General features: G+C 46.7%; 31 protein-coding genes. All 31 read left to right on the top strand.

Translation table 11 applies throughout. The features are described 5' to 3' along the window. The first annotated feature begins 8 nt into the window (after positions 1-8). The 31 genes from D081_RS04710 (at position 9) to D081_RS04560 (ending at position 26,827) form a co-directional block, all read left to right on the top strand. The gene (locus D081_RS04710) at positions 9-752 is read left to right on the top strand and encodes a FliH/SctL family protein (protein WP_085022973.1); all 744 of its coding nucleotides are present in this window, start codon (positions 9-11) and stop codon (positions 750-752) included. Beyond that, positions 752-2,059, top strand: a complete 1,308-nt coding sequence (fliI, locus tag D081_RS04705) for a flagellar protein export ATPase FliI (RefSeq protein ID WP_037330078.1) — start codon at positions 752-754, stop codon at positions 2,057-2,059. Before D081_RS04710 ends, fliI begins: the two co-directional genes overlap by 1 nt. A 26-nt stretch (positions 2,060-2,085) precedes the next feature. After that, positions 2,086-2,535, top strand: a complete 450-nt coding sequence (gene fliJ, locus D081_RS04700; RefSeq protein ID WP_085022972.1) for a flagellar export protein FliJ — start codon at positions 2,086-2,088, stop codon at positions 2,533-2,535. A 32-nt stretch (positions 2,536-2,567) separates the two neighbouring features. After that, positions 2,568-3,131 carry a lytic transglycosylase domain-containing protein gene (locus D081_RS04695; protein ID WP_369823995.1) on the top strand — a complete coding sequence of 188 codons (564 nt, stop codon included), beginning with the start codon at positions 2,568-2,570 and terminating at the stop codon, positions 3,129-3,131. Between the two features lie 21 nt (positions 3,132-3,152). Further along, positions 3,153-3,776, top strand: a complete 624-nt coding sequence (locus tag D081_RS04690; RefSeq protein ID WP_085022970.1) for a MotE family protein — start codon at positions 3,153-3,155, stop codon at positions 3,774-3,776. Between the two features lie 191 nt (positions 3,777-3,967). Then, positions 3,968-5,608, top strand: coding sequence for a flagellar hook-length control protein FliK (locus D081_RS04685; RefSeq protein ID WP_085022969.1), 1,641 nt, complete (start codon positions 3,968-3,970; stop codon positions 5,606-5,608). Between the two features lie 21 nt (positions 5,609-5,629). Continuing rightward, the gene (locus D081_RS04680) at positions 5,630-6,127 is read left to right on the top strand and encodes a flagellar hook assembly protein FlgD (protein ID WP_085022968.1); all 498 of its coding nucleotides are present in this window, start codon (positions 5,630-5,632) and stop codon (positions 6,125-6,127) included. 18 nt (positions 6,128-6,145) lie between these two features. Beyond that, complete coding sequence (locus D081_RS04675; protein ID WP_085022967.1) at positions 6,146-6,535, top strand: TIGR02530 family flagellar biosynthesis protein; 390 nt, start codon at positions 6,146-6,148, stop codon at positions 6,533-6,535. A 91-nt stretch (positions 6,536-6,626) separates the two neighbouring features. Next, positions 6,627-8,027 (top strand): flagellar hook protein FlgE, encoded by a 1,401-nt coding sequence (locus D081_RS04670; protein ID WP_085022966.1) that lies wholly within the window; start codon positions 6,627-6,629, stop codon positions 8,025-8,027. A gap of 95 nt (positions 8,028-8,122) precedes the next feature. Then, entirely contained in the window at positions 8,123-8,320 is a 198-nt protein-coding gene (locus tag D081_RS04665) for a flagellar FlbD family protein (RefSeq protein ID WP_085022965.1), read from the top strand. A gap of 231 nt (positions 8,321-8,551) precedes the next feature. Beyond that, positions 8,552-9,073 (top strand): flagellar basal body-associated protein FliL, encoded by a 522-nt coding sequence (gene fliL / locus D081_RS04660; RefSeq protein ID WP_085022964.1) that lies wholly within the window; start codon positions 8,552-8,554, stop codon positions 9,071-9,073. A gap of 43 nt (positions 9,074-9,116) precedes the next feature. Then, entirely contained in the window at positions 9,117-10,124 is a 1,008-nt protein-coding gene (gene fliM, locus D081_RS04655) for a flagellar motor switch protein FliM (protein WP_085022963.1), read from the top strand. Further along, positions 10,117-11,388 (top strand): flagellar motor switch phosphatase FliY, encoded by a 1,272-nt coding sequence (gene fliY / locus D081_RS04650; protein WP_233127423.1) that lies wholly within the window; start codon positions 10,117-10,119, stop codon positions 11,386-11,388. The genes fliM and fliY overlap by 8 nt, the downstream gene beginning before the upstream one ends. A gap of 124 nt (positions 11,389-11,512) precedes the next feature. Beyond that, positions 11,513-11,875, top strand: coding sequence for a response regulator (locus D081_RS04645; protein ID WP_027397516.1), 363 nt, complete (start codon positions 11,513-11,515; stop codon positions 11,873-11,875). Continuing rightward, a complete protein-coding gene (gene fliO, locus D081_RS04640) occupies positions 11,875-12,432 on the top strand; it encodes a flagellar biosynthetic protein FliO (RefSeq protein ID WP_233127422.1) in 558 nt (185 codons plus the stop codon). Before D081_RS04645 ends, fliO begins: the two co-directional genes overlap by 1 nt. A gap of 21 nt (positions 12,433-12,453) precedes the next feature. Next, positions 12,454-13,203 carry a flagellar type III secretion system pore protein FliP gene (gene fliP, locus D081_RS04635; RefSeq protein ID WP_085023151.1) on the top strand — a complete coding sequence of 250 codons (750 nt, stop codon included), beginning with the start codon at positions 12,454-12,456 and terminating at the stop codon, positions 13,201-13,203. An 11-nt stretch (positions 13,204-13,214) separates the two neighbouring features. Continuing rightward, positions 13,215-13,484 carry a flagellar biosynthesis protein FliQ gene (gene fliQ / locus D081_RS04630; protein ID WP_027397519.1) on the top strand — a complete coding sequence of 90 codons (270 nt, stop codon included), beginning with the start codon at positions 13,215-13,217 and terminating at the stop codon, positions 13,482-13,484. Between the two features lie 18 nt (positions 13,485-13,502). Continuing rightward, a complete protein-coding gene (gene fliR / locus D081_RS04625; RefSeq protein WP_085022960.1) occupies positions 13,503-14,285 on the top strand; it encodes a flagellar biosynthetic protein FliR in 783 nt (260 codons plus the stop codon). Further along, positions 14,239-15,384 carry a flagellar biosynthesis protein FlhB gene (gene flhB, locus D081_RS04620; RefSeq protein WP_369823994.1) on the top strand — a complete coding sequence of 382 codons (1,146 nt, stop codon included), beginning with the start codon at positions 14,239-14,241 and terminating at the stop codon, positions 15,382-15,384. The genes fliR and flhB overlap by 47 nt, the downstream gene beginning before the upstream one ends. A 37-nt stretch (positions 15,385-15,421) precedes the next feature. Beyond that, on the top strand, positions 15,422-17,497 hold the full coding sequence (flhA, locus tag D081_RS04615) for a flagellar biosynthesis protein FlhA (RefSeq protein WP_085022958.1): 2,076 nt from the start codon (positions 15,422-15,424) through the stop codon (positions 17,495-17,497). A gap of 1 nt (position 17,498) precedes the next feature. After that, positions 17,499-19,019, top strand: coding sequence for a flagellar biosynthesis protein FlhF (gene flhF, locus D081_RS04610; RefSeq protein ID WP_085022957.1), 1,521 nt, complete (start codon positions 17,499-17,501; stop codon positions 19,017-19,019). 6 nt (positions 19,020-19,025) lie between these two features. Beyond that, positions 19,026-19,934 (top strand): MinD/ParA family protein, encoded by a 909-nt coding sequence (locus D081_RS04605; RefSeq protein WP_085022956.1) that lies wholly within the window; start codon positions 19,026-19,028, stop codon positions 19,932-19,934. A 35-nt stretch (positions 19,935-19,969) separates the two neighbouring features. Continuing rightward, a complete protein-coding gene (locus tag D081_RS04600; protein WP_158087556.1) occupies positions 19,970-20,650 on the top strand; it encodes a flagellar brake protein in 681 nt (226 codons plus the stop codon). A gap of 30 nt (positions 20,651-20,680) precedes the next feature. Further along, complete coding sequence (locus D081_RS04595; protein WP_085022954.1) at positions 20,681-21,088, top strand: response regulator; 408 nt, start codon at positions 20,681-20,683, stop codon at positions 21,086-21,088. Between the two features lie 170 nt (positions 21,089-21,258). Then, positions 21,259-21,924, top strand: a complete 666-nt coding sequence (locus D081_RS04590; RefSeq protein ID WP_085022953.1) for a CheB methylesterase domain-containing protein — start codon at positions 21,259-21,261, stop codon at positions 21,922-21,924. 19 nt (positions 21,925-21,943) lie between these two features. Continuing rightward, a complete protein-coding gene (locus D081_RS04585) occupies positions 21,944-24,019 on the top strand; it encodes a chemotaxis protein CheA (protein WP_085022952.1) in 2,076 nt (691 codons plus the stop codon). A gap of 18 nt (positions 24,020-24,037) precedes the next feature. Further along, positions 24,038-24,505 (top strand): chemotaxis protein CheW, encoded by a 468-nt coding sequence (locus D081_RS04580; RefSeq protein WP_085022951.1) that lies wholly within the window; start codon positions 24,038-24,040, stop codon positions 24,503-24,505. 20 nt (positions 24,506-24,525) lie between these two features. Next, positions 24,526-25,143, top strand: coding sequence for a chemotaxis protein CheC (locus D081_RS04575; RefSeq protein WP_027407309.1), 618 nt, complete (start codon positions 24,526-24,528; stop codon positions 25,141-25,143). Between the two features lies 1 nt (position 25,144). Next, on the top strand, positions 25,145-25,630 hold the full coding sequence (locus tag D081_RS04570; protein WP_085022950.1) for a chemotaxis protein CheD: 486 nt from the start codon (positions 25,145-25,147) through the stop codon (positions 25,628-25,630). A 3-nt stretch (positions 25,631-25,633) separates the two neighbouring features. Continuing rightward, positions 25,634-26,032: a hypothetical protein gene (locus D081_RS04565; RefSeq protein WP_085022949.1), complete on the top strand. Its 399-nt coding sequence runs from the start codon at positions 25,634-25,636 to the stop codon at positions 26,030-26,032. A 39-nt stretch (positions 26,033-26,071) separates the two neighbouring features. After that, positions 26,072-26,827, top strand: a complete 756-nt coding sequence (locus D081_RS04560) for a sigma-70 family RNA polymerase sigma factor (protein ID WP_369823993.1) — start codon at positions 26,072-26,074, stop codon at positions 26,825-26,827. Positions 26,828-26,908: the final 81 nt, after the last annotated feature.

Here is a 26,908-nt window from a genome sequence, read left to right as displayed (position 1 = left end):
CGCATATTGTGGAGACTCCAAAGTTTGAGCGTCCTGTAGTTCCGGAGGAGGAAGACTCCCCTGAAATGAGCGAGGAAGTTCGTGAGAACATTATGGCCAACATCCGCCGCAAGGAGGAGGCAGCCATTCAGAAGCTCAAGGATGCTGAAATAGCCAGCGAGATAACAAAACAAGAAGCCAGAGCCGAGGCGGAAAGAATTATTTCTGAGGCCACCACTCAGGCAGATGCAGTTAGAGATGAAGCCAGGGAATCCGGAAGGCAGGAAGGCATTGAGGCCGGACGCCAGGAGGGCATGGAGCAGATAAGGGAGGAGCAGCATCAGATTATTCTGGATGCCAATGCCAAAGCTGAAAATACCATCAAGGTTGCCCAGCAGGAAGCTCTTGACTATGTTACCAAGGCAGAAAATACCATTGCTGAAATGGTTATTGAAATTGCCAACAAGGTCATTCCCCAGCATTTTATTGATATACCCCAGATGGTATTGCCACTGGTGCAAAATGCCATAGAAAAGGTTAAGGACCAGCCGCAGGTGACTGTAAGGGTTTGCCCGGAGGCCTACGAGCTGGTGCTGATGGCCCGCTCAGATTATCTTACCACCATGGAGGGTAAATGCGAGCTGACCATTGAATCCGATGAAACCTTAAAGTTAGGTGACGTGGTTGTGGAGTCACCTAATGGAACCATAGATGCCAAGCTGAGTACTCAGCTTGAGGTAATTGAGCAGTCTATTAGGGATGTTATGAAATAATGGAAATCAACCTGAAAAAGTTTACCAACGCAGTTGAAAACAGCAAGCCAATGCGTATGATTGGCAAGGTGGTGCAGATGGTTGGTCTGGTTATTGAATGCCAGGGGCCAAACGTCAGCATGGGAGAGCTGTGCTATGTTAAGTCACATTTCCCCGATGTTGAGCCTGTACCTTCTGAGGTGGTAGGCTTTCGGGATGGTAAGGTTCTGCTGATGCCTTTGGGAGATTCCAAGGGTATTGGACCAGGCTGTGAGGTAGTATCAGCCCAGAAGGTTCTCCAGGTTAAGGTTGGTCCGGAGCTTTTGGGAAGGGTAATTGACGGTCTGGGAAATCCCATAGATGGAAAGGGTCCCATCCTGTGCAAGGAGGAATATCCTTTGCAGGCTGATCCGCCGGCCCCGCTTGACAGGCCGGTTATAAAGGAATCACTTTACGTTGGCGTAAGGGCCATTGATGGTCTCATTACCATGGGCCAGGGCCAGCGTATCGGCATTATGGCCGGCAGTGGCGTGGGCAAATCCACCCTGCTTTCCATGATTGCCCGTAATACCGAAGCCGACATCAGTGTTATTTCACTGGTTGGAGAGCGTGGCCGTGAGGTAAAGGAATTTATCGAGCGCGATTTGGGGGAAGAGGGCCTGAAAAGGTCGGTTGTAGTTGTTGCAACCTCTGACAAGCCTGCCCTGGTGCGTATAAAGGGTGCCATGACGGCTACTGCCATTGCGGAATACTTCCGTGATCGGGGCCGCAAGGTTATTCTCATGATGGACTCTGTAACCCGATTTGCCATGGCTCAGCGTGAGGTGGGACTTACCGTTGGTGAGCCGCCTGCCACAAGAGGCTATACCCCGTCTGTGTTCGCTTTACTTCCAAGACTTCTGGAAAGAGCGGGCACCAGTGAGAAGGGTTCCATAACGGGTATTTATACTGTATTGGTTGATGGCGATGACATGAATGAGCCAATCGCCGATGCGGTGCGAAGTATTCTTGACGGTCATATAGTGCTGTCAAGAAACATTGCAGCCCAGAACCATTTTCCGGCTATAGATGTGTTGGCCAGCGTATCCCGTGTAATGTCAGCCGTTGTGCCGGATGAACACATGGATGCCAACAGAAAGCTCAGGGCCCTTATGGCAGTATATAAGGACGCTGAGGATTTGATACATATAGGTGCTTACGTCAAGGGCTCCAGCCCGAAGATTGACGAGGCCATTCAGAAAATTGACGCCATAAATGACTTCCTGTGCCAGGGGGTATTCGAGGTACAGGGCTTCGATGAAACCATAGAGCGACTGGAAGCCATTTAGACATAGAATAGTGGAGGCAGCCAGACATGAAGAAATTCAGGTTCCAGCTGGAAACCCTGCTGAAGGTTACCAAAATGAATAAGGACCAGGCGCAGGTTGAATTGGCCACCGCTACAAAAAAGCTTGAAGAAGCAAGACATCACTTGGAGGAGCTGCTGGAGCAGATGGCTCAGGGGCATAAGGATTATGATGCCCTTACCAGCAAGGGAACCATTACTGTTGGTACCCTCATGACCTACAACAGCTTCTTTAACTACAAGCGTGAGCAGATTGAGCAGCAGCAGCATTTCATTATGGAGTGCCAGGCTGAGCGCCAAAAGCGCATGACAGAGCTTGTAAAGATAATGAACAAATTAAAGAGCATTGAGCAGCTGAAGGAAAAACGCTTCCAGCAGTACATGGCAGAGGTTCTCTTCGAGGAACAGAAGGTACTGGATGAAATCGGCGGCCAGCTCTACTTCAGAAATATGGGTTAAGACATCTGTATGTGTGAAGGTGATTGAATATGATGAGAATAGAAGGCCTGGAGGGTGTTGTCCAGCGCATTAATGAACTTAATGACAGATTTGGTATCAGCAGACCGGCCTATAATGCCAATGCAGCAGGCAATAACACCTTTGCCGCTGAGCTAAAGGCAGCAGAGGGCAAGCTGAATCCTACCATGGATTTCAGCGGCACCAAGGTGGAAAATACCAGCTTTGGCGGTGATACCACTGCCCTTATAAATGAGGCGGCTTCCAAGTACCATGTTGACCCACGTCTGGTAGCAGCTATTGCCCAGACAGAGTCCGGTGGCAATCAGGGGGCTGTGTCCTCTGCGGGAGCAGTTGGCGTTATGCAGCTTATGCCGGATACTGCTGCTTCCCTGGGGGTTGACCCGTATAACAAGCAGCAGAACATTGATGGAGGTGCCAAGTACATCAAGGAGATGCTGGATACCTTCAATGGTGATGTGAAGAAGGCCGTGGCTGCATACAATGCGGGCCCACAGGCTGTTAAGGATTATGGTGGCGTTCCACCGTATATTGAGACCCAAAATTATGTAAATAAGGTATTGGATATTTATCGATAATATTAATATAGGGTGGATTTAATGGACGAGAATCGGAATGACGAAGCTGAAAAAAAGCCAAGTAAATTCAAAAAAATACTGAAATTCTTTATTATAGCCCTGGTTTTGCTTGTTATAATAATCGTTGGCTTCTTTTTGGGCATTTACTTCAGAATTATAGATACCAACGAAGCAAATGAAAAATATGGCCTTTACGATATGCCAGTTATCGGTGAATACTTTGTAAGACCAGTGGAGGATGGTGAATCCTCCGTGGATGAAGCCACCCAGAAGACTGAGGCCAAGAAAGAGGTTAAAAAGGACGACAAGAAAAACCAGTCCAAGCCTGTAGTACTTTCCAAGGAGGAAATTGAAAAGCAGACCAAGGAAAGACAGGCCGCAGAAAAAAAACGTGTTTCCAAGCTGGCCCGTCTCTACAATGAGATGAAGCCTGAGGAGGCTGCCAAGATTATGGAAGGTATGGATGATGATATTGTCATATCCATTCTTCAGCGTATGGATGAATCCCAGGTTTCCCAGGTGCTGACCAAGTTTGATACTGATCGGGCTGCTAATATTACCAGGATTATGTATAATGGTGCTCCAAAGCGGCCAATGCAGAATCCGCCACAGTCTGAACAGAATCAGCCCCAGGCACAAAATTAAATTATAACTAATTAATAATTTTTCTTAATTGTACTTTAATCTTCTTTTGGTAAAATATTTTTGATGGTTAACTACTTCATTGGCCTTCCCTTGAGGGGAAGGGGGACCGCTGTTAGGAGAACTTGCTTCTGTAAGGGCGGTGGATGAGGTGGAAATCATATATATTATTACTTTTTTAAGGAGGTGAATTCATGGGAACAAACGTAAGTGCAAATCTCTTTACCGCTGCACCAGCTGCTCCACAGGGCAATGTCAATGTTCAGAAAAATGTAAACAAGGCCTTTGAGGGACGCAAGGCAACCAGCGGCAAGCAGGGCAAGGATTTCTCCTCGGAGCTTAAAGATGTCACCAAGGAGGATAAGCTGACCGAGCTTACCAAGGAAGCTGTTGAAACTCCAGTAGCTGACAAGCCAGTACAGAAGGCTGACACAGCGGAGGCAAAGCCAGAGGGCGATGTCAAGGGGGCTGTAGCCGAGGTAGTGGATGAGGCAGCAGAGGAAATGGCGGCAGAAGCCACCGCAACCACTGTTGTACCGATGCCATTGGCCGAGCTTACTTCTTCTATGCCAGCAGCCCAGACTGAGGAAAATGTCCAGCCAATTCTGGAACAGCCAGTAGCTGAACAGCCGATTCAGACTGTAGTGGATACCGCTACTCCGGAAATCAGCACCGCAGCCCAGGAATTACAGCAGCCAGCAGCTGCCACACAGCTCCAGCAGCAGACTGAAACCACTAATGTACAGGTTCAGGATGCCGCCAAGGAAGCCGTCGTAGTTGATGGACAGGTGGTAGCAGAGCCGGAGGGTCAGGCAACTCAGCAGACTCAGCAGAATGCTGAAGTACAGCAGCCTCAGATGCATCAGCCAAAATCCATTGAGGCACTGTTAAAGCCAGTGCAGCCAGTGGAAGCTGTAACCGCACCAGACGGTTCCCAGGTAATCAATTCCGGCGATATGACCAAAGAACAGCACATGCTGGCCGTTCTTTCCGGCAGCCGAATTGTGAGCCAGGACACTGAGCCGGCGACAAACACCGCTACTCAGAAGACTACTGTAGAGGATATGAACAATCTTCTCGGACAGCAGACTCAGGTGGTAAATACCAGTGAACCAAAACAGAGTTTAAATCCTGATAGTCAGCAGTCGCAGCAGAGCTTCCAGCAGCCACAGCAGAATTTCCAGCAGAATATGGAAAATGAAGCAGCTGCTCCAGTAGTGCAGGCTCAGCAGGCAGAAGCTGAGGAAGCAACCGTAAACAATCGAATGGATGCCACTCAGGCCATTAACTCCTCTGTTCAGACTCAGACCACTGACAACGTGGCCCAGACTAACAGTCAGCCAAACGTGGCTCAGACCAGGGATACCTACCAGGTTACCCAGCAGATTGTGGAGCAGGCCAGACTTCTCCGTAATGCTGAGAACACTGAAATGGTAATTAAGCTGAACCCGAGACATCTTGGTGATCTTACCTTGAAGGTGGCTGTAAACAGCAATGGTGGTGTGACCGCCACATTCCATACTGATAATGCCCAGGTGAGGGCTATGCTGGAAACTTCAATGATTCAGCTGCAGAAGGAACTGAATGAGCAGGGCATCAAGGTAGACAGCGTAGAAGTTCAGACAGGACTTTCCGATGGCCAGCTGCCAGAGGGACAAAGCCAGGGCTACTACCAGCAGCAACAGCAGCAGAATGTCAGAAGTCAGGAAATTGACTTAAAGGATTTTGAAGAGGATGTGGAGAATCTTGCAGCAGGGCCGGTAAATCAGGCTACTGAGGTTATTCGCGACAGCGAAGGCAACAAGATTTCCGATGGCGTTGACTACGCCGTATAAATTTCAGAAAGGAGTATAAATATGGCAAATTCATTAAATACCATTACCGTCGATGGCAAGACCTATGATTATGATGAGTACAAGAAGTCAATGGGCGTAGCCGCTTCCGAGGTCGGTAAGAAGAGCGAGCTGGACAAGGATGCATTCCTTTCTCTGCTGGTAACCCAGATGCAGTATCAGGATCCACTTTCTCCTATGGACAACACCGAGTATCTTGCCCAGTTGGCCCAGTATTCCTCCTTGGAGCAGATGACCAATGTGGCCAGCAAGTTGGGCGAGGTTTATACCCTGGTGGAGAATATCGACTCTTCCGTATTGGTTGGCCAGCTTAGCAGCATGATTGGCAAGGACATTCAGTGGTCTTCAGATGGTAAGAATTTCTATGAAGGTACTGTTTCCGGTGTCAGCGTAACTGATGGCAAGACTTCCGTGCTGGCAACAGTTAAGGCTGCCGATGGAACTGAAATGACTACCAAGGTTGAAATTGCACATATTACCCGTGTGGGCAAAGGTGCATAAAAGTTTAGGAGGCAAGATATGAGTGACCCAAAAATCTTTTTTCCGTCACAACCCATTTTGCCAGTGGAAAATTCCAGTCTTAATCATCGCCGGGCTGCTGATACAGCCATAACCAAGGGAGCAACCTTCGCTGATATATTGCAGCAAAGCTCTCAAAAGGTGATGTTCTCAAACCATGCACTCCAGCGCCTAAGGGACAGAAATCTTACCTTTAGTGAGCAGGATCTTGCAAAGTTGGATGACACCGTGGCCAGGATGGCTGAAAAGGGTGCCAGGGAATCGGTTATCTACATGAATGATACCGCTCTTGTAGTCAGTGTCACCAATCGGACTGTAATTACCGCCATGGATGGATCAAGTGCAAAGGAAAATATATTTACGAATATTGACAGTGCGGCCATATTATAAGCTTGGACCTTATTGGAGAGCTTAAAGGACTGACTGACAGAGGTCCTTTACAAAAAGCCGCATCAGACAAAGAAAAGGAGATTGATTCATTATGATGCGTTCACTGTTTTCCGGCGTTTCCGGACTTAAAAATCATCAGACCCGTATGGATGTTATCGGTAACAACATTTCCAACGTAAATACCACTGGTTTTAAATCCAGCCGTGTTAATTTCGAGGATTCCTTAAGCCAGACCCTCACCGCAGCTTCCCAGGCTTCCGGTACTACTGGTGGTACCAATCCTAAGCAGATTGGTCTTGGTATGAAGATTTCTGCTATTGACGTAAATTTCAAGGATGGTTCTGTACAGAGCACCGGTATTAATACTGACCTGTGTCTTTCTGGTAATGCTCTCTTCGTAGTAAAGCAGGGAAACCAGACCTTCTATACCCGTAATGGTGCCTTTAACTTCGATGCTGAAGGTAATCTGGTTAATGCGGAAGGCTTGTATGTTCAGGGATATATGAATGCTTCTGCTACTGAGCATAATTCCATTAATACCAATGGTGCAACTTCTTCTATTCAGATTCGTGCAGGCAAGACCATGCCTTCGTCTTCAACTCAGATTGCTAATTATATAAATAATCTTAATGCTTCCGCTGCAACGATTAAAAGTGTTACTGCTACTGACAGTAACGGCCAGGCTGTTACTCCACCTGATCCATGCACTGTAGATGGTACTAATATTGCAGCAGCAGTACTTACCATGAGTGATGGTACGACCCAGACGGTAACTACTGGTACATATAAGATAGGTAACAGTATACCATTGTCTACCACCGTAAAAGTATATGATTCCCTGGGTTCTGCCCATGTTGTACCAATTACCGTTGAAAAGACAGCGGCAAATGAATGGATGGCAAAACTGGCAAAAGGTACAATTACTGAGGAAGATGGTTCGCTAACTACTTTAACCATGGCTGATGCGACTATTAAGTTTAAGGACTCCGGCGCTTATGAATCTGGTAGTGCTGTTCTTAATCTCACTTATTCCCAGGGGAATGGTGCTGCTCCACAAAAGGTTAACATTACTTTTGATAAGTTGACCCAGTATGCCAACTCCAGCACTATTAATGCTGAAGCTGATGGCTATGCATCTGGTACTTTGGATACTGTAACTATCGACGAGTCCGGTACTGTTGTTGGTACCTACACCAACGGTGTACTCCGTAAGGAGGCCCAGATTGCAGTAGCTCAGTTCACCAATGCTCCTGGTCTTACCAAGAAGGGTAATTCCCTCTATGTAGAGTCAAATAACTCCGGTACCCCTAACATCGGTACTGCCGCTAGCTTTGGTGCTACCATTACTGCCTCTGCCCTGGAAATGTCCAATGTGGACGTGGCTGAGGAATTCAGTAACATGATTATCACTCAGCGTGGTTTCCAGTCCAACTCCAAGATTATTACTGTATCTGATGAGATGTTGGAGAACCTTATCAATATGAAGAGATAATTTTATTAGGAATTTAAAAGGTTTTTTAAGTTATTTGTTGGCAGGTGCTCCCTGCACCTGCCAACAAATTAATATGCTTTTAAGGGGGAGCTTATATGATTAAGCTTACAAAATTCAATTCTGATCGTAGTAAAAAAGGGGAATTCGTCCTCAATGCCGAAATTATAGAAACAATCGAGGAAACTCCTGATACTGTAATTACACTGACCAATGGCAAGAAGATTATCGTGGAAGAGCCAATGGAAGAGGTTGTCCGCCAGGTGGTAAAGTACAAGCGGGCATGGTTTAAATAATAGTTGTATTTTGTCATATAATTGGTAAAATAATAATTATTGAATATATTTTGGTGAGAATGGATTCTCGTCAATTGTATAGATAAAATGAGACTTATGCAGTTGGAGCTTTATTTTTCGCTGCATTTAGTCGAATTTTACCCAGAGCGTTACGGATGCTTGTCTTACATCTAAGAGGTGGGAGCCTTTGCAGCCGTTAGCGTCGGATAAAAAATGAAGGAGTGACATAGAATGGCTGATGAAGAAAAGATCGAGGAACAACCGGCTCCCGAGGCAGGTGGCAAAGGTAAGAAATTTCCTATCATTATCGTAGTAGTTCTTATTCTTTTTGGCTTGATACTGGCAGGCGGTATTTCCTTTTTCATTACCACTCAGGTGATGTCCAACGGCGCCAATGTAGCTGGCGGTGAGGTAAAGAATCACGATCCTGGTGTTTTTGTCAAGCTTGGCGATCCCAAGGAAGGTATGATTGTCAATGTTGGTGGCATCAAGGCCAGCCGCTTCCTGAAGGTAGGCATTGTTATGGAGCTGAATCCTGAAAAGGAAGAGGTCGTTAAGGAAGGCAAGCTGGTACCAATGGCAGAAACCAAGATTATGGACTCCACTTTGCAGATTCTTCGTACTGTAAAGATCGAAGAGCTGGATGCCAACAAGCAGGATGATTTAAAGGCCAAGATTAAGAGTGAGGTAAACAAGGCTCTCGGCGAGGGCAGTGTTTATGATGTTTACATCACCAGCTTTATGCTTCAGTAAACTATGGCTAACATAAATATTGAGAAGGAAAGGGGGATGAAGCTTGGCAGATGATGTACTCTCACAATCTGAGATAGACAAACTACTGGCCCAGTTCGCTTCTGGTGAAGCCGACGCTGAGGAAATGAAGAAGGAAGAAAACCAGAAAAAGGTTAAGACTTACGACTTCAAGCGTCCAGATAAGTTCTCTAAAGATCAGATTAGAACATTAAACATGCTGCATGACAACTTTGCACGACTGTTTAACACATACCTGTCCACGTACTTGCGTGCACTGGTATCTGTAGAGGTTGTGTCCGTTGAGCAGTTAACATATCAGGAATTTGTCCAATCGCTTTCAAACCCTAGTGTTATTGGAATATTGGCAGTACCGCCTCTGAAGGGCAATATCATCCTTGAGATGAACTCTGGTATTGCGTTTTCCATTATAGACCGGGTATTTGGTGGTCAGGGAGAGAACACTATTAAGGCCCGCGTGCTTACTGAGATAGAGGAGGCCGTTATCAGAAGAATTTTTGATAAGGCCTTGGGACATCTCAGAGAAGCATGGTTTAATGTTGTTCAGTTCAATCCTAAGATGGAGGCAATGGAGTCAAACCCTCAGTTTGCCCAGATTGTTCCACCTAGCGATATGGTTGTTATCATAACACTTAAGACACAGATCGGTTCAGTAGAAGGATTCCTCAATATCTGTATTCCTTATCTGGTGCTTGAGCCTATCATGTCCAAGTTGACTACAACCTTCTGGGTATCTGCCAATGTCAGCAGGGAGGAACACCCGGAAAATACTGATATTATTAAAGAAAAGCTTAGAAGAACCAAGGTTCCTGTAATTGTTCAGATGGGACAATTCGATATTTCGGTTCGCGAGTTCCTGTCCTTGAGCTACGGCGATGTGCTGCAGCTGGATACCAGGGTCGACGATGAACTGAAATGTATAATAGGAAACGACACTAAATTCCTGTGTCGGCCGGGTACATCCGGCAAACGATCTGCGGTGCAGATCACGAAATTGATTAAGACGGAAGGAGATGAAGGCACTAATGGGTGATATGCTTACACAGGAGGAGATCGATGCGCTGATGAACGGCGGCGGTGGATCTTCTGAAAGCAGTAATCCAGAGCCTACTGAGGCGGCACCGGCTCCTTCCGATGCTGGAGCAGATGTTGATGGCATGCTTTCAGATATAGAGAAAGATGCTTTAGGAGAAATTGGTAATATTTCCATGGGAAGTGCGGCAACCACGTTGTCCGTTCTTCTTGGCCACAAGGTAAACATTACCACTCCTACGGTTTCCATGGCTACCATGCAGATCATCAAAGATGAGTATCCAATGCCTTATCTGATAGTTGAGGTAGGCTACGTTATCGGTATTAACGGTAACAATATCTTGGCTATTCAGGCTCAGGATGCTTCCATCATTGCTGATTTGATGATGGGTGGTGATGGTCTTAACCCACCAGGGGAACTCACTGAGATCCACATGAGTGCGGTGGGTGAATCCATGAACCAGATGATGGGTACAGTTGCTACCTCATTGTCTACCATGTTCAACAAGAAGATTGATATTTCACCACCAAAGGTAAATCTGGTAGACTTCGGCATGGAGGAAAACAGTGAAATCACTGAGCTCCTCAGCCAGAGCGAGCCAGTGGCAAAGATTTCCTTCCGTATGGAGGTTGATGGTCTCATTGATAGTGAGATAATGCAGATACTTCCAGTAGATGTGGCGAAGGAAATGGTAGATTTCCTTATGAATGGCGGAGCTCAGCCAGAAGAAGAACCAGAGCCAGCTCCAGCACCTGCGGCACCAGCTCCTGCTCCGGCAGCAGCTCCTGCACCAGCACCTGCAGCACCGGCTCCAGCGGCGGCACCACCGCCACCGCCACCACCACCTCAGGCGGCACCTATGGCACCGCCACCACCTCAGATGATGGCAGCGCAGCCAATGTACGCTCCACCGGCACAGTACGCAAATTCTGCTGTGGTTGGTTCCGGAGTTCCGGTACAGAGCGCACAGTTTGCTCCATTGACCAACGAACCAACCGTGGCCAATACTGCAAATATCAGCCTCATTCAGGATGTTCCATTGCAGGTTACTGTTGAGCTGGGTCGTGCCAAGAAGTCCATTAAGGAAATTTTGGAATTCTCCACGGGCTCCATTATCGAGCTGGACAAGCTGGCCGGCGAGCCGGTTGATATCCATGTAAATGGTCAGCTGACAGCCAAGGGCGAAGTTGTAGTTATCGATGAAAACTTTGGTGTACGTATTACAGAAATCGTAAGCCCGATGGAAAGGGTACAGACCCTGTAAGTTCACGTAGTATACAAAATAGTAAGACTTGTTAAATCCCTGTGATTAAGATATAATTACAGTTATAAGGGAAAGAATAATTTCAATTCAAAATATGAGAATATTTAATGAGGAGAGATGACAAATGGCAGTAAGAGTATTAGTAGTTGATGATGCGGCATTCATGAGAATGATGGTAAAAGATATTTTATCCAAGAATGGATATGAGGTAGTAGGCGAGGCAGAGAATGGTGCCAAGGCTCTTGAGAAGTATCAGGAACTTAAGCCGGACCTCACCACTATGGATATTACCATGCCAGAGATGGACGGCATCAGTGCAGTTAAGGAAATCAGAAAGATTGACCCTAACGCAAAGATTGTTATGTGCTCTGCTATGGGCCAGCAGGCAATGGTTATCGAGGCCATTCAGGCTGGTGCCCGTGACTTTATCGTAAAGCCTTTCCAGGCTGACCGTGTTCTCGAAGCTGTTCGTAAAGCAGTTGGCTGATGATTGACTGGAGACGTTTCTGCTCCATGGCATCTGTCCTATGTATTTTTATATTGGTGTTATCAGTGCTGTCGCCAGATTGTCTGGCGGCAGCTGATTCGGCAGGCGGCGGTGGCTATCTGGCCGGATATGAGAATGCCGATCCAAAACCTTCTCAAATGTCATGGTGGTCGACATTGGCATACGTTATCAGCCTTGTGGTTGTGTTTGCCTTTGTGGTTGTCATGGCATATTTTGCGTCTAAATTTTTAGGCGGAAGGTTTGGCCAAAGTGTAAATAATAATGGCGGCAGAATGTTGGAGCATTTACCCCTGGGGCCACATAAATCGGTATGTGTTGTTGAGTTGGCAGGAAAGACCTTGATGCTGGGCGTTACCGACCAGCAGGTTACCCTGTTGGGTGAAGTGACTGATCCTGAAGAAATCGAACGGCTCAGGAGACAGTCAGTAGTTCAGCCAATAGAAACCGGATTGTTTGCCACCCAGCTGTCATCCTTGGATGAGCTGACCAAGAGGGTTCCTTCGTTTATCCGTGATGGTATAAATCGCAGAAGATAGGGGTTGTGAGGCTTGACAAAGCTGCAGCGGCTACTCGTAGTAGGAGGAAGCCTGCTTTTCTTTTTTTTATTTGTAGGAGATGCCAGTGCGGCACCTCTTATTCCTAATGTGAATATTGATGTTGGAACTTCGGATAATCCTCAGGATGTTGCAGTGACTCTGCAGCTCATGGCGGTATTGACCATTTTGTCCATCGCACCATCAATTCTGATAATGACTACAGCCTTTATCAGGATTGTTGTTGTACTTGGATTTTTGCGTAACGCCATGTCCACACAGACAACACCGCCGAACATGGTAATTATAGGATTATCCTTATTTCTTACATTCTATATAATGGCGCCTTACTGGAATCAGGGCTATGAAAATGGCCTTCAGCCCTATCTTGCAGGGCAGATAACCCAGGAACAGGCCCTTGACAATGTGGTGGAGCCAATAAGGGAGTTTATGTTCAAGCAGACCAGGGAAGCAGATCTGGCCATGTTCGTAAACCTGTCTGATGCTCCCCGGCCTAATGGACCGGAGGAGGTTTCCACCTTTACATTAATTCCGGCCTTTATGGTAAGTGAGCTAAAGACAGCGTTTCAGCTGGGCTTTATGATATATATTCCATTTATCGTAATAGATATGATTGTGGCAAGTACCCTCATGTCCATGGGTATGATGATGCTGCCGCCGGTAATGATTTCGTTGCCATTTAAGATATTGCTGTTTGTCCTGGTGGATGGATGGCACTTGCTGATAAAGTCCTTGATAGTCAGCTTTAAGTAGGGGATGATTAAGTGTCAGGAGATTTGGTAATACAGATGGCCCAGGAGGCCCTGCGGGTTGTACTTTTGGTATCTGCCCCAATGCTGGGTCTGGGTCTGGCAGTTGGTCTTATGGTCAGCGTATTTCAGGCTACCACCTCCATACAGGAGCAGACCTTGGCCTTTATTCCAAAGATTGTGGCCGTATTTGTGGCCATACTGATTTTTGGTCCATGGATGCTGAGAATCATGGTGGAATATTTTACAAATGTTTTTGTAAATCTGCCAATTTATATAGGTTAGCTTCAATGAGGTAAAAAAGTGGATTTTTTTGATTTGCTGCAAAATCATGCCGCTGTTTTCCTGTTAATGATGACTCGGATTAGCGGTATGTTCCTGATTGCGCCATTTTATGGCAGCCAGAATATACCAATATATTTCAGGGCTGGAGCCTGCTTTGCCATATCCTTGGTGGTGTTTCCGGTTATAGACCAGAACTACCCCATCGAGGCTCCCATGTCCCTGTTCGCCTACTCCCTTTCCGTCCTTTCGGAAATGTTTGTGGGCTGGCTCATTGGCTTTGTAAGCTATGTGTGCCTTCAGTGTGTTACTATGGCTGGTAAGATCATGGATATGCAGGTGGGGTTTGCAGTGGTAAATGAAATGGACCCGACCTCCGGCCAACAGAATCCGCTTATTGGTACATTTCTTTATTATCTCACCATGATTATTTTCCTGGTGACCAACGGCCATCACATGCTGTTGACGGCCCTTATTAACAGCTTTGCTGTTATTCCAATGGTGGGGATTCATTATGATACCTCCATTACTAATTTGATTGTGGACTTTACAGCCAATATTTTTGTGACAGGTGTGCAGATAGCCATGCCAATAACCTTTGCGATACTTCTTACCAACGTATCCCTTGGTATTCTGGCCCGTACAATGCCTCAGATGAATATCTTCGTTGTAGGTATTCCTATGCAGATTATGATTGGTTCCTTTACACTGGCTATCGTGATTCCATTTTATATATTGTTTTTGGATGTGTTGTTCAATGAGATGTATGGAAACATCACCATCGCCTTACGGGCAATACAATAAAAAATATAGACAGCCTCTTTTCCAGTTTGACCTGCAGCTCTTTGCCGGTGAGAAAACCGAGGAGCCTACTGCCAAGCGTAAAGCTGACGCCCGCAAAAAGGGTCAGGTTGGTAAAAGTCAGGAAATAAATGCAGCCTTCGTTTTGTTGGCCGGTTTTATGGTTCTGAAGGTTCTTGGCGGCAATGCTGTGGCTGAGATTATGAATTATTCAACCTATATTTATGGCAATTTGAATGTTGACATAAATGAGGAATCCATCATGCAGATGTTTATAGGCATGATAATTCTGTTGGCCAAGACTTCTATACCACTGATGGTCTTCATTATGATTATCGGCCTGGCCATGAATCTGGCCCAGGTGGGACTTAATTTTTCCACGGAAACCATAGGCTTTGACCTAAACAAGCTGAATCCTATTAACGGAGCCAAGCGAATGTTTTCCAAGCGTTCCCTGGTGGAGCTTATCAAGTCATTGCTGAAAATAATTATAATTGGTTATTTTGTTCTGACTTATCTGACCGACGAGATATTTCAGATTCCCAAGCTGATTTATATGGACCTGTTTGCGGCCCTAAATAAGATGTCGGACACTATTTTTTTTCTGGCCTTCAAGATTATTGGCGTGTTCATTGTCATGGCGGTAATGGATTTTGCCTATCAGAAATGGCAGAACCTGCAGGATTTGAAAATGTCCAAGCAGGAGGTCAAGGAAGAATTCAAGCAGCAGGAAGGTGACCCTAAGATTAAGGGCAAGATTCGTCAGAAGCAGCGTCAGATGGCCATGGCCAGAATGATGCAGGAGGTTCCTCAGGCGGACGTAATCGTTACCAACCCTACCCACTTTGCTGTTGCCCTTAAATATCAGTCGGGCATGGCTGCTCCTATTGTTATTGCCAAGGGGCAGGATTTGGTTGCCCAGAAAATAAAGGCCATTGCCAGGGATAACAAGGTTCCTATTGTGGAAAACAAGCCTTTGGCACGGGCCCTCTTTGCCGCCGTTGAAATCGGCGCTGCTATTCCTCAGGAGCTTTATAAGGCTGTGGCTGAGGTTTTGGCTTATGTATACAGGCTGAAGAGAAAAACCAGATATTACGCATAAATTTTGTTTTATTTTTTGATACATTTAGGAGAACAACATGGCAGCTCCCGAAACGGCTGCCCAGGAAAAGGGCAGTTTTTTAACTAAATATAGCGACGTAATGGTAGCAGTAGGTATTGTTACCATCGTTGTAATGATGATTATACCGCTGCCAACCATGCTGTTGGACCTGCTGTTGTGTATGAACATAACCCTGGCCCTGATAGTAGTTATGGCGGCTATATATAATGTGGAGGCACTGGATTTATCCGTGTTCCCGTCCCTGTTGCTCATAACCACCCTGTTCCGATTGGCGCTGAACGTATCTTCAACCCGATTGATTCTGCTGGAAGGCTACGCCGGAGAGGTTATTATGTCCTTCGGTAACTTCGTAGTCGGTGGTAATGCAGTAGTAGGTTTCATTATCTTCATAATTCTGATTATCATTCAGTTCATCGTTATTACCAAGGGTGCCGAGCGAGTTGCCGAGGTATCCGCTCGATTCACACTGGACGCAATGCCTGGTAAGCAGATGTCCATCGATGCCGACCTTAATCAGGGTGCCATTACTGATGCCGAGGCCAGTGAGCGGCGTTTGAAGATTCAGCGTGAGGCTGACTTCTACGGAGCCATGGATGGTGCCAGTAAGTTCGTAAAGGGTGATGCCATTGCGGCTATCATCATTATTTTGATAAACATCACCGGCGGCTTTGTCATTGGTATGGTGCAGCGCAATATGACTGTGGAGCAGGCCTTGTCCAACTACACCCTGCTGACAGTAGGTGAGGGTCTGGTAAACCAGATTCCGGCCCTGCTGATTTCCACAGCAACCGGTATCATAGTTACCCGTGCTGCCTCCGACAGCAATCTTGGTCATGATCTGGTAACCCAGCTGGGCCGTCACGATCGCGTATTCTTTATAGTTGCCGGCGTGCTTCTGGCATTGGCGCTGGTTCCGGGCCTGCCTGGTATGCCATTCAGCATTTTGGCTGCTGTATGTGCTTTCATTGGATATCAGAAGACCCAGGGGAAAAAGCAGGTGGAGGAAACTGCCACTGTTCAGAAGAAGGAAAAGAGCAAAACCGAGGCTACCAAGCCGGAAAATATTGTTTCACTCCTGCAGGTTGACCCTATGGAGCTGGAAATTGGTTACAGCTTGATTCCTTTGGTTGATACAGGACAGGGTGGTGACCTTCTTGACCGAATTGTTATGATTCGACGTCAGTGCGCATTGGAACTGGGTTTGGTGGTACCTACCATCCGTATTCGCGATAATATTCAGATAAAACCTAATGCATATATTATAAAGTTAAAAGGAATTGAGATAGCAAAGGGCGAATTATTACTAGACCACTTCTTAGCGATGAATTCAGGTACTGTGTTTGAGGAGATTCAGGGAATCGAGACACAGGAACCTGCTTTTGGCTTGCCGGCACTTTGGATTCCGGAGGCTTCCCGCGAGCAGGCTGAGTTGAATGGTTATACTGTAGTAGATGCCGTATCCGTTCTGGCAACCCATCTGACAGAGGTTATCAAGGCACATGCCGATGAAATCCTCGGCCGTCAGGAGACCCAGAACATTATTGATAATGCCAGAAAGACAAACTCTACCCTTGTGGACGAGATTGTGCCTGAGCTCATGAATGTGGGTGAAATTCAGAAGGTATTGGCAAATCTCCTGCGGGAGCGTGTGTCCATCAGAGATATGGCCACTATTTTGGAGGTATTGGCGGATTATGCCCGTGCCACCAAGGATACTGAGATTTTAACTGAGTATGTAAGACATGCATTGTCTAGACAAATCACTCAGCAATATACCCAGAATAATCAGCTTACATGCATTACTCTTGACCCGACCATTGAGAACCGCATTGCCGGTGCTGTTCAGCGCACCGACCGTGGTTCCTATGTAAGTCTGGATCCTGATACCATGCAGAAGATTCTGACTTCCTTGGGAGGAGAGCTGCAGAAGCTGACGGACATGGGGTATCAGCCAATTGCTCTTACAAGCCCGACTGTGCGCTTGTATTTCAGAAAGTTGGTTGAAAGGTCCGTTCCTGGGATTATCGTTCTGTCTCATGCTGAGATAGAACAAACTGTAGAGATACAGATTATTGGGGTGGTGAAGATTTAAATTGAGGATTAAAACATTTAAGGCACCTACACTGAAGGAGGCCATGGCCAATGTCAAGGCTGAGCTTGGTATAGATGCAGTTATTTTACATACAACCAGGTCCAAGAAGGGTGGCCTTCTTGGCTTTGGCAGCAAGGAAGTAGTTGAAGTAATTGCTGCTGTGGAGGATGAACCACAGCAGAAGCCGGTTAAGAGAGCATCTGCACCAAAGGCTGCGGCAGCACCAGCTCCAGCTCCTGCTCCTGCTATGGCACCTCCTGCTCCTGAGCCGGTGATACCGCCAATCGTTCCACGAAAGGCGGCAGTTTCATCCTATCAGACGGCTGGCACCCAGTTTAGCGTGGATGCTGCCCAGCAAAGGGCAGCCCAGTATGATGCTGTACAGACTACCGGCCATAATGCCCAGGGTCCACAGATTCAGTCCACATTTGAGGATATTTTATCCTCCCTTGACCGCATCAAGGCGGCAGAGGGAGGCACTGGAGCTGCAGCAGCTCCTGCTGATGATAATCAGATAACTGTAGGACGCATTATAAGGCCTATGGAAAAGAAGCCGGAGCCGGCCAAGGAGCCTGAATTTTCCGATGCGGAGATGGCAGCAATGGCAGAGGCTGCTGCCAAGGAAGAAGCCTTTGTAAAGGCTGCGAAGCAGGTCGAGGATGACCAGGAAACTATCCAGTCCCTGCAGAATGAATTGGATGAAATGAAGGAGATGCTGGCCCGTATGGGCAAGGCTGGAGCCTCTGAGGATGAGGAAATTACACTTCAGCAGGCCTTGAGGGACTGTGATATTGATGAAAAAATCATTCAGGATATGATCCGCAGAATGTCCGGTGCGGAGATTCTGGAGGACAAGACCTCAGAAAAAGCCCATCGTACTCTGGAAAAATTCCTTAAAAAGACAGTCAGGGTGGCATCGGGCATCACACTTTATTCTGATAAACCCAAAATTGTGGCTCTTATTGGCCCGACAGGTGTTGGCAAGACTACAACCCTTGCCAAGATAGCCGCCAAATTTGTTTTGGAGGGTGGCGTAAGTGCCGCTCTTATTACCGCAGATACCTATCGTATCTCTGCTGTTGAACAGCTCAAGACCTATTCGGATATTTTGGGCTTGCCGCTGGAGATTGTTTATTCTCCCGAGGCTTTGCAGCAGGCTATAGAAAAGCATTCAGACAAGCAGCTTATCCTTATTGATACAGCTGGCAGAAGCCAGTACAACGAGTTTCAGATGAAAGAGCTTATTGGTCTTTTCAAGTCAAACAAGGATATTGAAAAGCATCTTGTACTCAGCTCCACTACCAAAAATAGGGATGCTGAGGAAATCCTGAACCGTTTCATGCCTTGTGAACCGGACAGGGTTATTTTCACCAAGACCGATGAGACCAGTTCTTTGGGGATAGTAATGAATCTTCTTTACAAGAGAAAGATTGCTCTTTCCTATGTTACCAACGGACAGAGCGTTCCCGATGATATTACTCCGGCCAGCTTCACCAAGCTGGCAGATATGCTGCTGAGGTAAGAAGTTATGAATGATCAGGCAGCAAATCTCCGTCGCCTTGTGGAGGATAAGAATACTTATCCTGAACCGCCTGCCATCAGGGAGACTGAGGTAAATATAAAACAACAGGCGGAATCTATTGGCCCACGGACTATTGCCATTACCAGCGGCAAGGGTGGTGTGGGCAAGACAAATCTCACGGTTAATTTGGCAATTGCCCTTGGCAACATGGGCAAGCGGGTTATTATAATAGATGCAGACATGGGTATGGCCAATGTGGATATCCTGCTGGGAACCTCATCCAGAGTGACTCTTATGAATTTGCTTGATCCGGATGTGACCCTGGAGGATGTTCTCCTCAGAGGCCCTTATGGAGTCAGCTATATTTCCGGCGGCTCCGGCATGGAGCATGCGGGGGAGCTTTCCGCGATGGAGCGGGAAATGCTGTTCAGCAAGCTGGAGGCCTGTGCTGATTGGGCAGATATTATATTGGTGGATACCGGTGCCGGTATTGGCAAGAACGTGCTTGATTTTATTGTTTCAGCCGATGAGGTGCTTCTTGTAACCACACCGGAGCCTACATCATTAACTGATGCTTATGCCGTTATGAAGGGCTACAGCAGAATAACTGAGAATCCAAACCTGAAGCTTATCGTAAATCGGGTAATTGATGAGCCTGAGATACGTGAAGTGGTGGGCACTTTGTCTAGGACTGCAGAAAAGTTTTTGAAGCTTTCCGTGGAGTGCCTTGGATATATATATGATGACAAGATGATGGTGAAGTCGGTAAGGTCACAGGTGCCTGTAATGTCAGGGTATCCTGAAGCTTTATCTGCCAGATGCATTGCATCTATTGCCAATGGTCTTGTTAACGGACGCCAGGAAAAGGTGAAGCTTGGCTGGCGCGGATTCCTGAGAAGACTGTTTAAGAAATAAGCTTCTTAAATACGATGCCTCGGAAAGGACATACTATGAAAAGAGCAGAAATTGTCAAGGCTGACAAGGTGCTTAAATTTGGACAGCGAGCACAGGTGTCACTTATGGATGATACCCGTTTTTACAACAGCAGAATTGAAGACATAAAAGATAATTACATGGTTCTGGCAATGCCCATAGACGATAAGCATCGTCCACTCATTCCGGAGCCAGGTACCAATGTGATTTGCAAGGTTATAGATGAGCGCTGTTTTTATATTTTCCGTGCCGTCTTTATGGATAAAGGCATAGAAAATATTCCAGTGTGGTATATCAGCAGACCTGCGGAAGTCGAAAAGGCCCAGCATCGCGAGTTTGTCCGTGTTAAGACATCCCAGCCAGTGGTGGTGCGTCCTGTCAACGCTGAGGGAGCCCTTGAACCCATGGAGATTACCTATACCGTTGATATCAGCGGCGGTGGTATTTGTATAGCGTTTAAGCGACCGCTGCCGGTGGACAGCAAGGTGGCCATTGAGCTGGATGATATCCCCAACATTGGTCTGCTGCAGCTGATGTGCCGTGTGGCCCGTTGTGCTGAAATTGATGTTAATGGCGAAAAAGTTTATCATATAGGTACAGAATTTTTGTCAATTGACAGAAATACCCAAAACCGCCTTGTAAAATTTATCTTCGATCTGCAGCGGAGAGGTTTGGCCAAGGGGATTGAAAAAGTGTAAGGGAATTTACAAAACTGAGGGGGTGTCATTATGATTCGCGTAATAATTGCTGATGATTCTTCTTTCATGAGAAAGGTTTTATCAGACTTGTTTACGGAGACTCCTGATTTTGAGGTAGTGGGGACTGCCTCGGACGGCAGTGAAGCAGTAAAAATGGTCTTTAGGCTGAAGCCTGATTTGGTGACCATGGATGTAAACATGCCGCTTATGAACGGACTTGAGGCATTGGAAATGATAATGGAGGGATGCCCAACGCCTGTGGTCATGCTCAGCAGCCTTACCAAAAAGGATGCTGACGAAACCATCAGGGCACTTCAGCTGGGAGCCGTTGATTTCATTACCAAAGCAGGTGGTTCAGTCTCCAAAATTGACACCATAAAAGATGAAATTCTCGAAAAAAGTCGAAACGCGGCTACTGCAAAAGTAAAAAAATTGTAATAAATAATAATATTCTAGGAAAAAAGCAGGAAGCAGCGAATTTAGAGCGAATAAATATACTTGAAAGAAAAGGTGTTACTGCACCTAAAAAGGGAGTGACACCGACATCAATAGTTGCGAGTCGCCTAAAGCCAACGGCTCACGTGACTGCAACCTCAAGAACGGCCTCCATGTTGCCCAAGCATACCTCCGCTGTGGAGAAGCTGGCAAAAAGGGAGAACCCATACCTGAAAATGCGTCAGGCAAAAAGTGGTTCCTCCGGCGGAGGCAACAAGCTCATTGCTTTAGGCACCTCTACAGGTGGTCCCAAGGCTTTGCAGTATGTGGTTCCCAAGCTGCCGGCAGATATGCCGTGTGGCATGGTAATAGTGCAACATATGCCCGCCGGTTTCACCAAATCATTGGCGGAACGATTGGATGACATGTCTCAGGTGAAGGTCAAGGAAGCTGAGGACAATGAGCCAATTTTACCGGGTTATGTTTACATAGCTCCAGGCGATTATCACATGGAGATCACTGGTAACGGTTCACAAAGAGTAATCTCACTGAATCAGAACCCACCTTTGGCGGCCCACCGCCCGGCAGTAGACATCATGTTTGATTCTGTTGTTAAGTATGGCAGTGACGTGGTGTCCGTCATATTGACCGGCATGGGGTGTGATGGCACCGCCGGAATGAAGAAAATCAAAAAGGCCGGAGGATACATTATCGCCGAGGCTCAAGAGAGCTGCGTAGTGTACGGGATGCCAAAGGCCGTTGTGGACGCTGGAATTTCTGATGAGGTCCTGCCTGTTCAGAACATAGCCGAAGCAATTATGAATGCAGTTAGAAAATAACTAATCAGGGGGAATAGAAATGGAAACAAATCAGTACATGGAAATGTTTTTGGACGAGTCGCGGGAACATTTGCAGTCTCTGAATGATGGCCTGCTGAGTCTGGAAAATGATCCGGAGGATTTGTCCGTCTTAAATGAAATCTTCCGTAATGCACATACCTTAAAAGGTATGTCCGCTACCATGGGTTACACAAAGACAGCTGAGTTGACCCATGATATGGAAAATTTGCTTGATATGCTCCGCAAGGAACAGCTGAAGGTCAGCCCTGAAATTATAGATGTAATTTTCAAGTGCCTGGACACCTTGCAGGAAATGGTAGAGAACATCAGCAATGGCGAGTCTGAGGATTTGGTGGATGTATCTGATTTGGTACGCCAGGTTAATGCCATTGCCAAGGGTGAATCTGCAGAGGCAGCAGCTCCGGCTGAGGCAGCACCTGCAGCGGCACCGGCTGACTCCGGGGCTTCGGGTGGTATTGAACTCAGCGATACTGAAAAGACTGTTATCGTGGAAGCAAAGAACAGCGGCCTTGTTCCTTATCATGTACATGTGGAGATTTCCGAGAATTGTATTCTGAAGTCTGCACGCTCCTACATGGTTATGAATGCACTGGATGAGCTCTGTGATGTGATTAAGTCTGTTCCGCCTGCAGAGGATCTGGAGCAGGAAAAATTCGACCACAGCTTCGAGGTAATTATCGTCAGCGATGCTGATGCCAAGACTATTGAAAGTGCAGTTGCTGCTATCTCTGAGATCACAGTGGCAAATGTTACTGAATTTGATCCTGAAAAGGCAGCAGCTCCGGCAGCTGCTCCTGCACCAGCCGCTGAGGCAGCTCCTGCACCGGCTCCTGCTGCACCGGCACCTGCTGCAAAGGCAGCTCCTGCACCAGCCAAGAAGGCTGAGCCTAAAGCGGCAGCCAAGGATGCCAAGAAGGCTCATGTTGGTGGTCAGTCTGTACGTGTAGATATTGAAAAGCTTGATACTCTGATGAATCTGGTAGGAGAGCTTGTTACCAACAAGGTTCGCCTCGAGCAGATTGGTATGACCCATAGACTCACAGACCTTACTGAGACATTGGAGCAGATGGACAGAGTTACCACCGATCTCCAGTCCGTAGTTATGAAGGTCCGCATGGTGCCTGTTAGTCAGGTATTCAACCGCTTCCCTCGTATGGTCCGTGACCTTACCAAGGAACTGAACAAGGAAATCAACCTTACTATCGAGGGTGAGGATACAGAGCTGGATCGTACCGTTATCGACGAGATCGGTGATCCATTGATGCATCTCCTCCGTAACTCCCTTGACCATGGTGTTGAGCATCCTGATGAGCGTGAAGCAAAGGGTAAGCCTCGTACTGGTGAGGTTGGCCTCATTGCCCGCCATGAAGGTAACAACGTAGTTATTATGGTTACTGATGATGGTTCTGGTATCAATGCCGACAAGATTCGTAACAAGGCCGTTGAAAAGGGCATGATCAGCCGTGAAGAGGCAGATGCTCTGCCAGATGCAGATGCAGTTCGCCTTATCTTCCTGCCAGGCTTCTCCACTGCGGAGGTTATCACCGATGTATCCGGACGAGGCGTAGGTATGGACGTTGTTCGCAGCAAGATTGAGTCCTTGGGCGGTAACGTAGACGTTGAGACCAAGATTGATGAAGGTTCTGTATTCAAGATCAAGCTGCCATTGACTCTGGCTATTATCCAGGCAATGCTGGTTAAGGTTCAGGACGAGATGTATGCAATTCCTCTTGGTTCTATCGACAGTACCATTAACATCACTCCAGATGATATCAAGACCGTTCAGAACAAGGAAGTTATTGTTCTCCGTGGTGAGATTATCCCAATTGCCCGCCTGGGTGAGGTGCTCAGCGTACCTAAGGGTGAGGACACCAACGAAGAGGATATCTTCGTAGTTGTTGTACATGTTGGCGATCATAAGATGGGTATCGTGGTAGATAACCTCATCGGCCAGCAGGAAATCGTTATCAAGACACTTGGCAAGCTCCTGTCCGGTTTGAAGATGCTGGCTGGTGCTACTGTTCTGGGTGATGGTCATGTTGCTATGATCCTGGACGTAAGTTCATTGATGTAATCATAGGAGGGGTGAAAAATGGCTAACATAGAAGGACAGGTAGTATCTGACGGTGAGGTTCAGGTAGTTGCTTTTAAGCTCAGAAATGAAGAATATGGTTTCAGTATTTTAAATGTACAGGAAATTAAGGGCCTGACAGATATTACCAGAGTTCCGTTTGCTCCTGAATTTATTAAGGGCGTAATTAATCTCCGTGGTAGTGTTCTGCCGGTAATTGATTTGAAGCGTCGTCTCGGCCTGGAGGATACACCATATACTTCCAATACACGTATTGTTATCGTTCAGTTGGACGAGGTTTCGGTAGGCATGCTGGTTGATGCAGTAACCGAGGTTAGAACCATTGATGCAGATGATATTGATTCTACCCGGGCTGTAACCGGTACTGATGCCAATTCCAGATTTATTTCCGGCATTGGCAAGGTGGATGGAAGACTGATTATTCAGCTTAACATTAGCGAGATTATTGGTCTTACTGGCGAAGAGTAATTTCTGGATGGGGTGAAGATATGTCAGATGATGTTGCAAGCTTATCTGCTAACCAGATGGATGCGCTACGTGAGATTGGTAATGTTGGTGCTGGAAACTCGGCTACTGCTTTATCCCAGATTATAAGCAAACGCATCGATATGAATGTTCCAAGAGTATCAATCGTTCCTCTTGGAGATGTTCCTGACCTGGTAGGTGGACCTGATGTTATGGTCGTTGGAGTTTTCCTTAGAGTATATGGTAAGGCTCCAAGTAATATTCTGTTCCTGTTACCACGGGAAAGTGCTTTCTATCTTGTAGACATGCTTATGGGCAAGAAACATGGTGATACCCAGAAGCTTGACTTCATGGATGAGTCGGCACTGATGGAAATAGGTAATATTCTCTCTGGTGCATATTTAAACGCGTTGTTCAATTTTACCAACATATCACTGTTGCCATCCATTCCGGCATTGGCAATGGATATGGCAGGTGCTATCTTAAGTGTAGTATTAATTCAGCTTGGTCAGATGGGTGACCACGCATTAGTTATTGAGACTGAGTTCAAGACCGATGATGAGGGTATCAAGGGTCACTTCTTCTTGGTACCTGATCCTGGTTCATTGGAAACTATACTGTCTGCAGTGGGAGTTGAATGATATGCCAGAATTAGTTAAGGTTGGAATGGCCGATGCAAAAGTCGGTACAGCTCCAGCAACATTAATTAGTTATGGACTTGGTTCATGTATTGGCATTTCACTGTATGATCCGCAGACCAAGGTCGGCGGGCTCCTACACATCATGTTGCCAGACAGTACTCAGTCCAGAGCTAACGAAAACAGGGCAAAGTTTGCAGATACTGGTATACCGGATATGCTGGATGAAGTGCTCAAGTTAGGTGCTTCCAAGAGCAGATTGGTTGCCAAGATTGCTGGTGGTGCCCAGATGTTTGCCTTTGCCAACGCTACAGATATTATGCGTGTGGGGCAAAGAAATGCTCAAGCTGCCAAGGACATTCTTGCCGGCTTAGGAATTCCTATTATCGGTGAAGATACAGGGGGCAGTTATGGTCGCACAGTATCCATCGATTTGTCAAATGGTGTTTACAAGGTAAAGACCATTGATAAGGGCGAAAAAGAGATTTAGACGGTGATTAATGTGTTTAAGCTAGGTGCAGCTTCAGTCTGCGGGGCTATAGCAGCTTTGACTGCTATAGTCGCAGGACTGTTATCAGATGCCCGGTTGCAGATTGTTCTTGGCCGGGCATTTTGTAGCTTTATAGTGTCCGGCATAGTTGTCTACGTAGCAATCTTCCTTTTTGACCGTTTGGGTTATGCCTCAATTATTCACGAGTTTGAGGAAAACTGGAAGGAGGGCATAGAGGAAGAGGAAGGCGCAGAGGACAGCGACAAGCCGGAAGAAGATGCGGAAACAGAGGAAGCCGGGGAGGAAGCTCCTGAGGATGAATTTGCTTCCCCTGAAGACGGGGGCTTTACTCCGCTTCAGGCTGATGAGTTGCGTCATGTGGCAACTGATCAGGAGGAATAGGGTAGTTTTTTGATGGTTTTATAATGGTGGTGAGAGACGTTGCAGGGTACAGAGTTAAATCCTGAGGAGGTAAGACAGCTTTGGATGGATTACAGCCGTGACAGGGATAACATAGAGATCAGGAATAAACTGGTAGAGCATTATCTCCCACTGGTGAATATCATAGCGGGCAGACTGGCCATCAGTCTGCCAAGTCATGTAGATACCGATGACCTTAAGGTCAGCGGGTATTTTGGTTTAATGGACGCAGTTTCCCGATACGACTACAGTCGTGGCAACAAATTCGAGACTTATGCAGGTATCAGAATCAGCGGAGCCATGAAGGATGACCTTCGGGCCCGCGACTGGATATCTGTTTCCTTGCGTCAGAAAATAAAGAAATACGAAAGTACGATTATTACTCTGGAGGGTGATTTGGGACGCACCCCTACGGATGAGGAGCTGGCAGATGCACTTGAGGTGACCATGGATCAGCTTCATGCCCTTGAGCAGCAGGTGAGTGCATCCACTATCATACCTTTAGGTGAATATATAAAATTTGAGACAGCGACTTCGGCTGTCAATGACCCGACAAAGAGCCTGGAAACAGTGGAAATGAAGGAGACACTGGCAAAGGCAATAGACCAGCTTTCCGAAAAGGAACGTCTGGTAATATCCCTATATTATCACGAAGAATTGACAATGAAGGAAATCAGCCAGGTATTGCATTTATCAGAAGCCCGCATTTGTCAGCTGCACACGAAGGCAGTGTTCAAGCTGAGGGGCTTTTTGGCAAACGAGGCTTTAGATATTTAATATAAATCAGTTTACACAAATGCAAGGATGCGTTTGTTGGTTGCTTCTCTGGAGAGGGTGGAACAACCAAGGGAGGGCTGT

It is taken from the genome of Anaerovibrio sp. JC8 (assembly GCF_002100115.1).
Taxonomy (GTDB): domain Bacteria; phylum Bacillota; class Negativicutes; order Selenomonadales; family Selenomonadaceae; genus Anaerovibrio.
This window is presented reverse-complemented; position numbering and strand designations above follow the sequence as displayed.